This is a genomic window from Achromobacter anxifer (assembly GCF_903652925.1).
In the GTDB taxonomy this organism is placed as follows: Bacteria; Pseudomonadota; Gammaproteobacteria; order Burkholderiales; family Burkholderiaceae_B; genus Achromobacter; species Achromobacter anxifer.
The window spans coordinates 469,486-482,725 of record NZ_CAHLAR010000003.1; the positions used below are offsets into that span (position 1 = coordinate 469,486).

Annotated in this window: 13 protein-coding genes; 8 read left to right on the forward strand and 5 right to left on the reverse strand. The window is 67.8% G+C overall.

Annotation, left to right across the window (positions count from 1 at the left end; all coding sequences use genetic code 11):
• Window positions 1-114 precede the first annotated feature (114 nt).
• The 8 genes from HWY37_RS11415 to HWY37_RS11450 all read left to right on the forward strand — a co-directional run bounded on the left by HWY37_RS11415 (window position 115) and on the right by HWY37_RS11450 (window position 9,280).
• Window positions 115-1,560, forward strand: a complete 1,446-nt coding sequence (locus HWY37_RS11415; RefSeq protein WP_176088658.1) for a M81 family metallopeptidase — start codon at window positions 115-117, stop codon at window positions 1,558-1,560.
• Window positions 1,561-1,612: 52 nt separating this feature from the next.
• Window positions 1,613-3,184 carry an ABC transporter substrate-binding protein gene (locus HWY37_RS11420; RefSeq protein WP_175209206.1) on the forward strand — a complete coding sequence of 524 codons (1,572 nt, stop codon included), beginning with the start codon at window positions 1,613-1,615 and terminating at the stop codon, window positions 3,182-3,184.
• A 52-nt stretch (window positions 3,185-3,236) separates the two neighbouring features.
• On the forward strand, window positions 3,237-4,172 hold the full coding sequence (locus HWY37_RS11425; protein WP_175209207.1) for an ABC transporter permease: 936 nt from the start codon (window positions 3,237-3,239) through the stop codon (window positions 4,170-4,172).
• A gap of 11 nt (window positions 4,173-4,183) precedes the next feature.
• Window positions 4,184-5,059 (forward strand): ABC transporter permease, encoded by an 876-nt coding sequence (locus HWY37_RS11430; protein WP_176088659.1) that lies wholly within the window; start codon window positions 4,184-4,186, stop codon window positions 5,057-5,059.
• A gap of 8 nt (window positions 5,060-5,067) precedes the next feature.
• Window positions 5,068-6,075 (forward strand): ABC transporter ATP-binding protein, encoded by a 1,008-nt coding sequence (locus HWY37_RS11435; RefSeq protein WP_176088660.1) that lies wholly within the window; start codon window positions 5,068-5,070, stop codon window positions 6,073-6,075.
• 8 nt (window positions 6,076-6,083) lie between these two features.
• Complete coding sequence (locus HWY37_RS11440; RefSeq protein WP_246302263.1) at window positions 6,084-7,097, forward strand: ABC transporter ATP-binding protein; 1,014 nt, start codon at window positions 6,084-6,086, stop codon at window positions 7,095-7,097.
• A gap of 12 nt (window positions 7,098-7,109) precedes the next feature.
• Window positions 7,110-8,564, forward strand: coding sequence for an N-acyl-D-amino-acid deacylase family protein (locus HWY37_RS11445; protein WP_176088661.1), 1,455 nt, complete (start codon window positions 7,110-7,112; stop codon window positions 8,562-8,564).
• 83 nt (window positions 8,565-8,647) lie between these two features.
• Window positions 8,648-9,280 carry a helix-turn-helix domain-containing protein gene (locus tag HWY37_RS11450; protein ID WP_175204983.1) on the forward strand — a complete coding sequence of 211 codons (633 nt, stop codon included), beginning with the start codon at window positions 8,648-8,650 and terminating at the stop codon, window positions 9,278-9,280.
• A 38-nt stretch (window positions 9,281-9,318) separates the two neighbouring features.
• Here HWY37_RS11450 and HWY37_RS11455 read toward each other — a convergent pair whose 3' ends face one another.
• The 5 genes from HWY37_RS11455 to HWY37_RS11475 all read right to left on the reverse strand — a co-directional run bounded on the left by HWY37_RS11455 (window position 9,319) and on the right by HWY37_RS11475 (window position 13,237).
• Entirely contained in the window at window positions 9,319-10,065 is a 747-nt protein-coding gene (locus HWY37_RS11455; protein ID WP_175204984.1) for an amino acid ABC transporter ATP-binding protein, read from the reverse strand.
• A 52-nt stretch (window positions 10,066-10,117) separates the two neighbouring features.
• Entirely contained in the window at window positions 10,118-10,948 is an 831-nt protein-coding gene (locus HWY37_RS11460; protein ID WP_176088663.1) for a transporter substrate-binding domain-containing protein, read from the reverse strand.
• A 26-nt stretch (window positions 10,949-10,974) separates the two neighbouring features.
• Window positions 10,975-11,625 carry an amino acid ABC transporter permease gene (locus HWY37_RS11465; protein ID WP_175204986.1) on the reverse strand — a complete coding sequence of 217 codons (651 nt, stop codon included), beginning with the start codon at window positions 11,623-11,625 and terminating at the stop codon, window positions 10,975-10,977.
• Entirely contained in the window at window positions 11,625-12,296 is a 672-nt protein-coding gene (locus HWY37_RS11470; RefSeq protein WP_175204987.1) for an amino acid ABC transporter permease, read from the reverse strand. Before HWY37_RS11470 ends, HWY37_RS11465 begins: the two co-directional genes overlap by 1 nt.
• A gap of 83 nt (window positions 12,297-12,379) precedes the next feature.
• Window positions 12,380-13,237: a fumarylacetoacetate hydrolase family protein gene (locus tag HWY37_RS11475; RefSeq protein ID WP_176088664.1), complete on the reverse strand. Its 858-nt coding sequence runs from the start codon at window positions 13,235-13,237 to the stop codon at window positions 12,380-12,382.
• Window positions 13,238-13,240: the final 3 nt, after the last annotated feature.

Genomic DNA, 13,240 nt, shown 5'->3' on the forward strand with positions numbered 1-13,240 from the left:
GGGCCGATTTGATTGCTAGCCACCGCCTGGCCGGAGCCGGGCGGTGCGGACTTTCCCACGCGCTCGCGGCAACGCCTGCGCCCTCCTGTGCACATCCCTACGCGGAGCGGCAGCATGAAGATATTTTCCGGGTCCCTGGCGACCGAGACGAACACCTTTTCTCCCATTCCGACCGGGCTGTCCGCCTACCGGGCCCGCGGCTACTATCCCGCCGGCCAGCATCCGGACCGCATGCAGATGTTCTCCGGCCCGCTGTGGGCCGCGCGCCAGCGCGCACAGGGCAAGGACTGGACGCTGGTCGAGGGCCTGACCGCCGGCGCCACGCCGGCCGGCATCACCACCCGCCATGCCTACGAAACCCTGCGCGACGAACTGCTGGCGGACCTGAAGCGCGCCGGCCGCGTCGACATCGCCCTGTTCGGCCTGCATGGCGCCATGGTGGCCGACGGCTATGACGATTGCGAAGGCGACCTGCTGCGCCGCGCGCGCGAGATCGTCGGCCCCGACGCCGTGATCGGCGCCGAACTGGACCCGCACTGCCACATGACGGACGCCATGGTGCAGAACGCCGACTTCCTGGTGTGCTTCAAGGAATATCCGCATACCGACATCCTGGAGCGCGCCTACGACCTGGTGGATCTGTGCGTGGCGCGCGCCGAAGGCCGCATCAAACCCGCGCGCGCCGTGTACGACTGCGAAATGATCTCCATCATGCACACCAGCCGCGAGCCCATGCGCAGCTTCGTCGACCGCCTGCTCGCCCTGGAAGGCAAGGAAGGCGTGCTGTCCGTGTCCATCGCCCACGGCTTTCCCTGGGGCGACACGCCCGACATGGGTTCCAAGGTGCTGGTCTACACCGACGGAGACCAGGCCCAGGCCGAAGCCCTGGCGCGCGCGCTGGGCGAAGAAATCATCGGTTTCCGCGACCAGCTGGCGCCGCCCTACCCCGGCGCCGACGAGGCGCTGGACCAGGCGCTGGCGCTGAACGACTTCCCCGTGGTGCTGGCGGATTCCGCCGACAACGCGGGCGGCGGTGCGCCCAGCGACGCCACCTTCATCCTCGAGCGCGTGCTGGCGCGCGGCATCACCGACGTCGCGACCGGCCCGTTCTGGGATCCGGTGGCCGTGCAGCTTTGTTTCGAGGCGGGCGAAGGCGCCCGCATCCAGCTGCGCATCGGCGGCAAGGTGGCGCCGGTGTCGGGCCGGCCGCTGGACCTGGACTGCGAGATCGTGGCGCTCAAGCGCGACGCCATCATGACCGGACTGGCGGGCACACCCGCGCTGCTGGGCGACGTGGCCATCGTGCGCAGCCAGGGCGTGACCATCGCCCTGACCACCAACCGCACCCAGGCCATGGGCACCGACCTGTTCACGCAGTTCGGCGTCGACCTGCATGCCATGAAGCTCATCATCGTGAAATCGTCGCAGCACTTCTACGCCTCGTATTCGCAGGTCGGCCGCCACGTCATCTACGTGGAAACGCCGGGCGCCATCACGACCGACTACAACGCGCTGCCGTACACCAAGCGCAAATTGCCGAAGTGGCCGTTCAAGGCCTGAGGCTCAACGATTGCCGCCCGACCCGGGCGTGGGAATAACGAAGGGGATAACAATGATCAGACGTTTCAGTTTGCTGGGCGCAGCCGCCCTGCTGGCCATGGGGGCCGCCACCGGCGCGCTGGCGCAGACCAAGACCCTGCGCCTGGTGCCGCATGCGGACCTCAAGACGCTGGATCCGCTGTTCAACACGGCCTACATCACGCGCAACCATGGCTACATGGTGTTCGACACCTTGTTCTCGCAGGACAGCAAGGGCCAGCCCAAGCCGCAGATGGTGGACAGCTGGACCACGTCCGAAGACGGCAAGAGCTGGAGCTTCACGCTGCGTCCCGGCCTGAAGTTCAATGACGGCACCCCGGTCAAGGCCGAGGACTGCGTCGCGTCGATCCAGCGCTGGGCCAAGAAGGACACGCTGGGCCAGGCCATGATGGCCGCCGGCGCCGAACTCGCCGCCACCGGCGACAACACCTTCACGCTGACGTTCAAGGAGCCTTTCGGCCTGGTGCTGGACGCCCTGTCCAAGCCGTCCGGCATGCCGCCCTTCATCATGCCCAAGCGCCTGGCCATGACGGACCCGAACACCCAGGTCACCGAAATGGTCGGCTCGGGCCCCTTCCTGTTCAAGCGCGACGAATGGGTGCCGGGCAACAAGGTCGTCTACGTGAAGAACCCGGCCTACGTGCCCCGCGCAGAACCGGCCGACGGCCTGGCGGGTGGCAAGAACGTCAAGGTCGACCGGGTCGAATGGGTCTACATCCCCGACGGCAACACGTCCACCGCCGCGCTGATGAACGGCGAGGTCGACATGATCGAACAGACCACGCCCGACTTCCTGCCCGTGCTGGAAAGCAACAAGGACATCACCCTGAGCACGTCCGTCGCCTCGCAGGGCATGGTCATTCTCAACTCGCTGCATCCGCCCTTCGACAACCAGCTGGCGCGCCAGGCGCTGTACCACCTGGTGAACCAGAAGGAAATGCTGTCGGCCATGGGCTACCCGGACAAGTACCGGGTCGACTATTGCCCCAGCCTGTTCGTCTGCGGCTCGCCGCTGGCCAGCGACGCGGGCGCGGCGCCCTACGCCAAGACCGACACGGCGCGCGCCAAGCAGCTGCTGCAGGAAGCCGGCTACAAGGGCGAAAAGGTCGTGGTCCTGTACCCCACGGACCACCTGAGCGCGCCCGCCGTCATGGTGCTGGCGCAGAACATGAAGAAGGCCGGCATCAACGTCGACCTGCAATCCATGGACTGGGCTTCGCTGGCCGGACGCCGCCTGAAGAAGGATCCGCCCGCGCAAGGCGGATGGAACGTGTTCCTGACCTGGGGCGGCTACTACGACGCCAGCACGCCGGTGACCAACCCCTGGATGTCCGCGGCCTGCGGCAACAGCCTGCCGGGCTGGCCCTGCGACAAGGAACTGGACGCGCTGCGCACCAGCTGGATCCGCGAGACCGACGCGGCCAAGCGCAAGGAGATCGCCGCGCAGATGCAGGCCCGCGCCTACCAGACCGTGCCGTACGTCATGTGGGGCGAATTCAAGCCCGTGTCCGCGTTCCGCGGCCTGACGCACACCGAACTGCTGAAGACCGGCATCCCGGTGATGTGGAACATCGAGAAGCCGTAAGGCAGGCGCCGGGCGCCGCGCGCGCCCGGCCGCCAGCCAGGGGGAATCCAGCGTGAAATACATACTGCGCCGCATCGCGGCCGTCATACCCGTCATGGCCGTGGTCGCGGTCGTGGTGTTCCTGCTGATCCATCTGTCGCCGGGCGATCCGGCGGCCGTGATCGCGGGCGACAACGCCACCGCCGACGACGTGGAGAAAATCCGCCAGAACCTGGGCCTGGACAAGCCGCTGCTGCAGCAGTTCGGCATCTGGGTCAGCCACATCGCCACGGGCGACCTGGGCACGTCGATGTCGACGCAGATGCCGGTCTCGCAGCTGATCGGCCAGCGCATGGGGCCGACGCTGTCCATCGCCCTCTTCACCATGCTGTTCGCCGTGATCGCGGCGATTCCGCTGGGCGTGCTGGCGGCCTGGAACGCCGGGCGCTGGCTGGACCGGCTGGTCATGATAGGCGCGGTCTGCGCCTTCTCGGTGCCGGTGTTCCTGATCGGCTACAGCCTGGTCTACGGCTTTTCCATCAAGCTGGGCTGGCTGCCGGTGCAGGGCTACAAGCCGCTGGCCGACGGCGTGGTGCCCTATCTGCGCCACCTGGTGCTGCCCTGCCTGTCGCTGGGCCTGGTCTACATGGCGCTGCTGACGCGCATGACGCGCGCCACCATGCTTGAAGCCCTGTCCGAGGACTACATCCGCACCGCCCGCGCCAAGGGCCTGGCGGCGGGCCCCATCGTCTGGCACGCGCTGAAGAACGCCGCCAACCCCATCGTCACCACCATCGGCGTGGGCGTGGCCCTGCTGATCGGCGGCGTGGTCGTCACGGAAACCGTGTTCGCCATCCCCGGCCTGGGCCGGCTGACCATCGATGCCGTGCTGCGCCACGACTATCCCGTGATCCAGGGCGTGCTGCTGGTGGCCTCGGGCATCTATGTACTGATCAACCTGCTGGTCGATCTGAGCTACCGGCTCTTCGATCCGCGCATCCGCTACTAACGGGGCGACGCATGACTACCACCACCCTGTCCCTGCCCGCGCGGCGGCCGCGCCACCGCCGCCTCCTGCGCTCGCTGCGCCGCCACCCCATGCTTTACATCGGCGGCGCCATCCTGCTGGCGCTGGCCGCCATCGCCCTGGCCGCGCCCTGGCTGGCCACCGTCGACCCGCAGGACATCAATCCGCTGGCGCGCATGAAGCCGCCCTCGTCGGAACACTTCTTCGGCACCGATGCGCTGGGCCGCGACGTCTATTCGCGCACCGTCTGGGGCGCCCGCGTCTCGCTGGTGGTCGGCATCGTGGTGGCGCTGGTGTCCACCGTGGCCGGCGTGGCCCTGGGCATGGCGGCCGGCTACTTCCGCCGCATCGACGCCTTCATCATGCGCATCATGGACGGCCTGATGGCCATTCCGGGCGTGCTGCTGGCCATCGCCCTGATGGCCACCTTGAAGGGCGGCCTGGGCACCGTGATCATCGCCATCGTCATCCCCGAAGTGCCGCGCGTGGTACGGCTGGTGCGCGCGCTGGTGCTGACGATACGCGAGCAGCCCTATATCGAGGCCGCCATTTCCTCGGGCACGCGCGTGCCCGCGATACTGCTGCGCCACATCCTGCCCAACCTGTTCGCTCCGCTGATGGTGCAGGCCACCTTCATCGCGGCCTCCGCCATCCTGACCGAGGCCGTGCTGAGCTTTCTGGGCGTGGGCATTCCGCCGCACATCCCCAGCTGGGGCAACATCATGGCCGAAGGCCGCAACTTCGTCGCCGTGGCCTTCCATATCATCCTGTACCCGGGCCTGTTCCTGGGCGTGGCCGTGCTGGCCGTCAACCTGGTGGGCGACGGGCTGCGCGACATGCTCGATCCCCGTCTGGCGAAAAAGCTGTAGGAGCGCCCATGCAAACCCAACCCGTCTTGCGCGTGCGCGACCTCACCACCTGTTTCGACGGCGACGAGACCACGGTAGTCGCCGTGGACCGCCTGTCCTTCGACCTGATGCCCGGCGAAACCCTGGGCCTGGTGGGCGAATCCGGCTGCGGCAAGAGCGTCACGTCCTTGTCCATCATGCGCCTCCTGCGCGCCCCCGGACGCGTGGCCGGCGGCAGCATCGAGTTCGACGGCCAGGACCTGCTGGCGCTGCCCGAGAAGGCCATGCGCGCGATCCGCGGCAACCAGATCTCGATGATCTTCCAGGAACCCATGACCTCGCTCAACCCCGTGTTCACGGTGGGCCGGCAGATCAGCGAATCGCTGATGCTGCACCAGGGCCTGTCGCGGCGCGAGGCCATGGCGCAGGCCGAGTCGCTGCTGGAGTTGGTGCAGATCTCCGATCCGGCGCGGCGCGTGCGCGAGTATCCCTACCAGTTGTCGGGCGGCATGCGCCAGCGCGCCATGATCGCCATGGCGCTGGCCTGCCAGCCCAAGGTCCTGATCGCCGACGAGCCCACCACCGCGCTCGACGTCACCATCCAGGCGCAAATCCTGCATCTGCTGCGCGAAATCCAGCAGCGGCTGGGCACCTCCATCGTGCTGATCACGCACGACCTGGGCGTGGTCGCGCAGATGTGCCAGCGCGTCATCGTGATGTACGCCGGGCGCAAGGTGGAGGAAGGCAGCGTGGACGACATCCTGGACCGCGCCCAGCATCCCTATACACAGGCCCTGCTCCGTTCCCTGCCCGACTTTGCCGCCGGCCAGGGCCACGACGCGCGCCTGGCCGAACTGCCCGGCATCGTGCCGGTGATGACGCCGGAATCGCGCGGCTGCGCCTTCGCCGCGCGCTGCCCGGAGGCGCAGCCGCGCTGCGCCGAACAGGCCCCGCCCGCCGCCGACGCCGGCAGCCGCCACCGCGTCTGGTGCTGGGCCCGCGAGGCCGCGCCCGCGCCTGCCGCCCTGACCGCCTGAGAGCCGCCATGAACCTGCACGACATCCCCCTTTCCAGCGCCGCCTCCGCGCCCGCGGCCGAGGCCTCGCCCCTGCTGGAAGTCATCGGCCTGAAGAAGCACTACCCCGTGGACAACGGCGGCGCCGCCAAGGTGCTGCGCGCCGTCGACGGCGTCTCTCTGTCGGTGCCGCGCGGCCAGACGCTGAGCCTGGTGGGCGAATCCGGCTGCGGCAAGTCCACCACGGGCAAATGCCTGATCCGCCTGACCGATCCCACCGAAGGCCGCATCCTGCTGGAAGGCCGCGACCTGGCCGCCATGAACAGCCGCGAGCTGCGTGCCATGCGCCAGCGCATGCAGTTCATTTTCCAGGACCCGTTCTCGTCGATGAACCCGCGCATGCGGGTGCGCGACATCATCGGCGAGCCGCTGCGCGCCTTCGGCCACGGCCGCACCGCCATCCGCGACCGCGTCGCGCAGCTGCTGGCCCGCGTCAGCCTGCGCCCGGACGCCGCCGACCGCTACCCCCACGAGTTCTCCGGCGGGCAGCGCCAGCGCATCGTGATCGCGCGCGCGCTGGCGCTGGACCCGGGCCTGATCGTGTGCGACGAACCGGTATCCGCGCTGGATGTGTCGGTGCAGGCGCAGGTCATCAACCTGCTGATGGACCTGCAGCGCGACCTGGGCCTGACCTATGTGTTCATTTCGCACGACCTGAGCGTGGTGCGCCACATCAGCCACCGCGTCGCCGTGATGTACCTGGGCAAGATCGTCGAGACCGGCACCCGCGACGCCATCTACGAACGTCCCGCCCACCCCTATACCCGCGCCCTGCTGGCCGCCGTGCCGTCCGCGCGCCAAGGCGAGCGCGCGCCGGTGCAGGTGCTGAAAGGCGAGATTCCCAGCCCGCTGTCGCCGCCATCGGGCTGTGCCTTCCGCACCCGCTGCCCGATGGCGCAGCCGCGCTGCGCCGAGGAAACGCCGCAGCCGCGCCAGATTGCCCCCGACCAGCAAGTCGCCTGCCATTTCGCAGCCCCCATTTAGCCGGAGATACGCATGTCCCAGACCGACGCCACCCCGTTCGACTACATACTTGCAGGCGGCACCGTCATCGACGGCACCAATGCTCCGGGCCGGCTGGCCGACGTGGGCGTGCGCGGCGACCGCATCGCCGCGGTCGGCGACCTGAGCGCCAGCAGCGCCCGCCGCCGCATCGACGTCGCCGGCAAAGTGGTGGCCCCGGGCTTCATCGACTCGCACACGCACGACGACAACTACCTGCTCAAGCACCGCGACATGACGCCCAAGATCTCGCAGGGCGTCACCACCGTGGTGACCGGCAACTGCGGCATCAGCCTGGCGCCGCTGGCGCACGCCAACCCGCCCGCGCCGCTGGACCTGCTGGACGAAGGCGGCTCGTTCCGCTTCGAGCGCTTCTCCGACTACCTGGAAGCCTTGCGCGCCGCGCCGCCCGCGGTCAACGCCGCCTGCATGGTGGGCCATTCCACCCTGCGCGCCGCCGTCATGCCCGACCTGCGGCGCGAGGCCACGGACGAGGAGATCCAGGCCATGCAGGCACTGGCCGACGACGCGCTCGCCAGCGGCGCCATCGGCATCTCCACCGGCGCCTTCTATCCGCCCGCCGCCCATGCCAGCACCGAGGAGATCATCGAGGTCTGCCGCCCGCTGGGCGCGCGCGGCGGGGTCTACGCCACCCATATGCGCGACGAAGGCGAGCACATCGTGGCCGCCCTGGAAGAGACCTTCCGCATCGGCCGCGAGCTGGACGTGCCGGTCGTGATCTCGCACCACAAGGTGATGGGCAAGCCCAACTTTGGCCGCTCCAAGGAAACGCTGGCCCTGATCGAGACCGCCATGGCCAGGCAGGACGTGTCGCTGGACGCCTATCCCTACGTGGCCGGCTCCACCATGCTGAAGCAGGACCGCGTGCTGCTGGCGGGCCGCACCCTCATCACCTGGTGCAAGCCCTTTCCCGAACTGAGCGGGCGCGACCTGGAGGAAATCGCCGCCGAACGCGGCAAATCGAAGTACGACGTGGTGCCGGAATTGCAGCCGGCGGGCGCCATCTACTTCATGATGGACGAGCCTGACGTGCAGCGCATCCTGGCCTTCGGCCCCACCATGATCGGCTCCGACGGCCTGCCGCATGACGAGCGCCCTCATCCGCGCCTGTGGGGCACCTTCCCCCGGGTGCTGGGCCACTACTCACGCGACCTGGGACTGTTCCCGCTGGAAACGGCGGTCTGGAAGATGACCGGCCTGACCGCCGCCAAGTTCGGCCTGGCCGAGCGCGGCCAGGTGCAGCCCGGCTACTACGCCGACCTGGTGGTCTTCGACCCCGCCACCGTGGCCGACTCGGCCACCTTCGAGCGTCCCACCGAGTGCGCCGCCGGCATCCACTCGGTCTACGTCAACGGCGCGGCGGTCTGGCAGGACCAGTCCTTCACCGGCCAGCACGCCGGCCGGGTGCTCAACCGGGCCGCGGCCTGAGGCCCGCCAACCCGTACAATCCGGCATACGCGGCGGGGCTTGCGGGCCCTGCCCCCAACCAACCCTAACTGCCAGACCGCTACATGGCCCTACCCGGCACTACATCCCCCCCCGAGATCGTGGGCAAGGAAGAAATGGGCGCTCGCCTGCGGGCCGAGCGCAAGGCGCGCAAGATGACGCTGCAGGCGCTGTCCCAGGCCAGCGGCATCGCGGTATCGACGCTGTCGAAGGCGGAGCTGGGGCAGATCGCCCTGAGCTACGAGAAGTTCGCCGCCCTGGCGCGCGCGCTGGGCATAGACATGACCCGCATGTTCATGCTGCCGGACGCCTCGCAGGCCGCCGTCGCCCCCACCTTCGTCAAGAACAAGCTCAGCGACGCCCGCGACTACGTCACCGAGAACTACCACTACCGCCTGCTGATGGGCGAGTACCCCGGCAAGAAGATGACGCCCATGCTGGCGCTGATCGACGCGCGCGAGGTGGTCGAGTTCGAGGACTACATCCGGCACCCGGGCCAGGAATTCGCGGTGGTGCTGTCGGGCAAGGTCCGCATCCAGTTCGAGAACGGCGACAGCGTGGTGCTCGGCAAGCTGGAGACCGCCTACTTCGACAGCAGCATCGGCCACGTCTACCTGTCGCTGAGCAAAAAGCCCGCCGAAGTGCTGGCGGTGTGCAGCGACGTGGGCGAAGTGCCGTCGCGGCTGAAGCCGCAATAACCGCAATAGGGCGAGACGCCGCCGCGCGGCGCCGGGCCTCAGTGGTTCAGGATCTGGCCCAGGAAGTTGCGCGTCACTTCGTTCCTGGGATTGGTGAAGAAGTCGCCCGGCGGCGCTTCCTCCACGATCTCGCCCTGGGCCATGAAGATCACCCGGTCGGCGACGCTGCGGGCAAAGCCCATTTCATGGGTCACGCACAACATCGTCATGCCGTCGCCAGCCAGCGCGATCATGGTATCCAGCACTTCCTTGACCATCTCGGGATCCAGCGCCGAGGTCGGCTCGTCGAACAGCATGATATCCGGCTTCATGCACAGCGCCCGCGCGATCGCCACGCGCTGCTGCTGGCCGCCTGACAGCTGGCTGGGATACTTGTGCGCCTGGTCCGGAATCCGCACGCGGCGCAGGTAGTCCATGGCGATCTGCTCGGCCGCTTCCCGGCTCTGCTTGAGCGAGCGCATCGGCGACAGGATGCAGTTCTCCAGGATGGTCAGGTGGGGAAACAGGTTGAACTGCTGGAACACCATGCCGACGTGGCGGCGCACCGACTCCACGTTGCGCGCGCCGCCGGTCAGATCTATGCCCTCGACCTCGATGCGGCCGCCCTGGATGGACTCCAAGCCGTTGATGCAGCGGATCAAGGTGGATTTCCCCGAACCGGAAGGCCCGCAGATCACGATGCGTTCGCCCTTCCTGACCGACAGGTTGATGTCGTTCAGGACCTTGAACGCGCCGTACCATTTCTCGACTTGCGTGAACTGGATGATGTGCTTGTCATTGTTCATTGCGGACCATGCTCGATTCGGGAATGCGGAAGACGGCTCGGCGGCCGGGCGCTCAGGGCTGCTTGCTGACCGACGCGGGCAGCGGCGTGCCCAGCCACTTCTGGAACAGCTGGTCGAGCTTGCCGTTGGCGGTGTTGGCCGCCACGAAGTCATTCATGGCCGCCAGCAGTTCGGGGCGGTCCTTCTGCATCGTGATGCCCATCAGCTGCTCGTTGATGACGTACTTGATCTCGAACTTGCCGGGCGCGCGCTTCTGCGCCTGGGCGGCGATGACCGACGAGGTGCCGGCGGCGTCGATCTGGCCGGCCATCATGGCCTGCAGGGCCGAGGCGTCGTCGTCGAAGCGGCGGATATTGGTGCCGGCGGGCGCGATCTTGCTGACGCCCAGGTCGGTGGTGCTGGCGCGCGGCACGCCGATCTTGTACTTGACGAAATCCTCGGGTGTCTTGATGGCCACGGCCTTGGGGCCCAGCAGCACCATGCTGGCGGCGGAGTACGGCCGCGAGAACTGCACCTGCTTCTCGCGCTCGGGCGTGATGGCCAGCGATGCCACCAGCACGTCGGTCTTGTCGGTCAGCAGGAAGGGAATGCGGTTGGGGCCGGTCACGGGGATCAGCTCCAGCTTCACGCCCAGCTGCTGCGCCAGCAGCTTGGCCACGTCGGCGTCATAGCCGTCGGGCTGGTTGTTCGCGTCGGTGGAGCCATAGGGCGGAAAGTCCACCACGATGCCGACCTTGATGGTGCCGCGCTTCTGGATGGCGGCCAGGGCATTGTCGGCGGCCTGCGCCGCGGGCGCGGCAGCGATGGCGGCCGCGCCCAGCAGGGCGAACACGGCGTGATGCAGGCGATTCTTGAGGCGGTTGAGATGCACGGTAGTCTCCATGGGGTTTATCGGGCGCGCTGCGCCCCTTATCGTCCTGAAACCTTCAGGCGTCCTTCCAGGTGCGTGGCCCATCTGGACAGCGGCCAGCACAAGCAGAAATACAGGGCGGCAACCAGCGCGAAGACCTGCATCGGCGCGAATGTCGCGTTATTGACCACCTGCGCGGTCCGGGTCAGTTCGGCAAAGCCGATGATGGCGGTGAGCGAGGTGCCCTTGATGATCTGCACCATGAAGCCCACCGTGGGCGGCACCGCGATGCGGAAGGCCTGCGGCAGCACCACGTATCGCATGCGGTGGAAGTAGCCCAGGTTCAGCGCCTTGGCGGCTTCGGTCTGGCCATGCGCCACCGCCTCGATGCAACCCCGCCAGATGTCGCCCAGGAAGGCGCTGGTATTGAGCACCAGGGCCGCGCCGGCCGCGATCCAGGGATTGATCTCCAGCCCGACGATGGGCAGGCCGAAGAAGATCAGGAACAGCTGCAGCAGCAGCGGCGTGCCCTGGAACACCAGGATGAAGCCACGCGCCAGCGCGCGCAGCGTCCGGTTTTCCGAGCTGCGGCACAGCGCCACCAGCAATCCGCCCAGGCTGCCGCCGATCAGGGCGATCACCGACAGCGCCAGCGTCCAGCGCACGGCGCCGACGATCAGCCAGACATCTGAAACCGAGAAGTCGCGCATTACCGATGCCCCGGGTAATAGAGGAAACGCTGGTAGCAGAGCTTGAACAGCGCCATGAACGCCATGGACAGCGCAAAGTAGATGGCCGTGACGACGATGTAGATCTCGAAGCTGCGGAAGGTGTTGGACTGGATGCTGGCCGCCACCGAGGTCAGGTCGTCGGCCGAGATCGCCGAGACCACGCTGGAGGTCAGCATCAGCAGGATGAACTGGCTGGATAGGGCCGGGAATATGGTCTTGAGCGCCGGCTTCAGCACCACGTATATGAAGACCTGGTAGCGCTTGAGATTGAGCGCCAGGCCCGCCTCGATCTGCCCCTTGGGAATCGCCTCGATGCCGGCGCGGATGATCTCCGCCGAAAACGCGCCCAGGTTCACGAACATGGCGACCAGCGCCGCCGTCGATGCCGACCATTGCAGGCCGATGCTGGGCAGGGCGAAATAGAAGAAGAACAGCTGAATCAGGAACGGCGTGTTGCGGATGACTTCGATGTAGGCATTGATCAGCCACGCCAGCGGCCGCGGCCCGGCGTGCTTGCCCCAGGCGCACAGCACCGCGATGCACAGGCCGATGGCCATGGCCGCCATGGAAAGCGCAATGGTGTGCAGCGTGCCCTCCAGCAGCAGGGGCCAGGCGTCGAACACCGCGTCGAACTGGAAAGCGTAGTTCATGGCTATCGGGCCGGCTGCGCGCCGGACGGAGAGGAAACCGTGGGGTCTTGCCGCGGACGCCTGGCGCCCGCGGCGGTGGAACATCAGTCCAGCAGGTCGGCGTTCCAGGCGTGGACGCGCTGCGTCTGCTCGCCCAGGCCCTCGATGCCCAGGCGCACCACGTCGCCGTCCTTCAGGTAGACCGGCGGTTTCTGGCCCAGGCCCACGCCCGGTGGCGTGCCGGTGGAGATCAGGTCGCCCGGATACAGGGTGACGAACTGGCTCACGTAGTGGATAAGGTAGGCCACGCCGAACACCATGGTCCGGGTGCTGCCGTTCTGGAAGCGCTTGCCGTTCACTTCCAGCCACATGGCCAGGTTCTGCGGATCGGCGATCTCGTCCGGCGTCACCAGCCAGGGGCCGATCGGGCCGAAGGTGTCGCAACCCTTGCCCTTGTCCCAGGTGCCGCCGCGCTCGATCTGGTATTCGCGTTCGGACACGTCGTTGATCACGCAATAGCCGGCCACGTGCTTGAGTGCGTCCGCCAGCGGCACATAGCGCGCCTTGGCGCCGATCACCACGCCCAGCTCGACCTCCCAGTCGGTCTTGACCGAACCCTTGGGCAGCACGATGGCGTCGTCGGGACCCGTGGCGCGCGACCACTTGTTGAACAGGATGGGCTCGGCAGGCACCTCGGCGCCGGTCTCGGCGGCGTGGTCGCTGTAGTTCAGGCCGATGCAGATGAACTTGCCGGGATCGGCGTAGGGCGTGCCGATCCGGCCGGGCTGGGCCACCACCGGCAGGCACGCCGGATCGACCCGGCGCAGCGCGTCCAGCCCCTGCGCCGAGAGATTCCGCGAGGTGATGTCAGGCAGCACGCCGGACAGGTCCCGCACCGCGCCCTGGGCATCCAGGATGCCGGGTTTTTCCTGGCCCGCCGGGCCGTATCGCAAAAGCTTCATGAC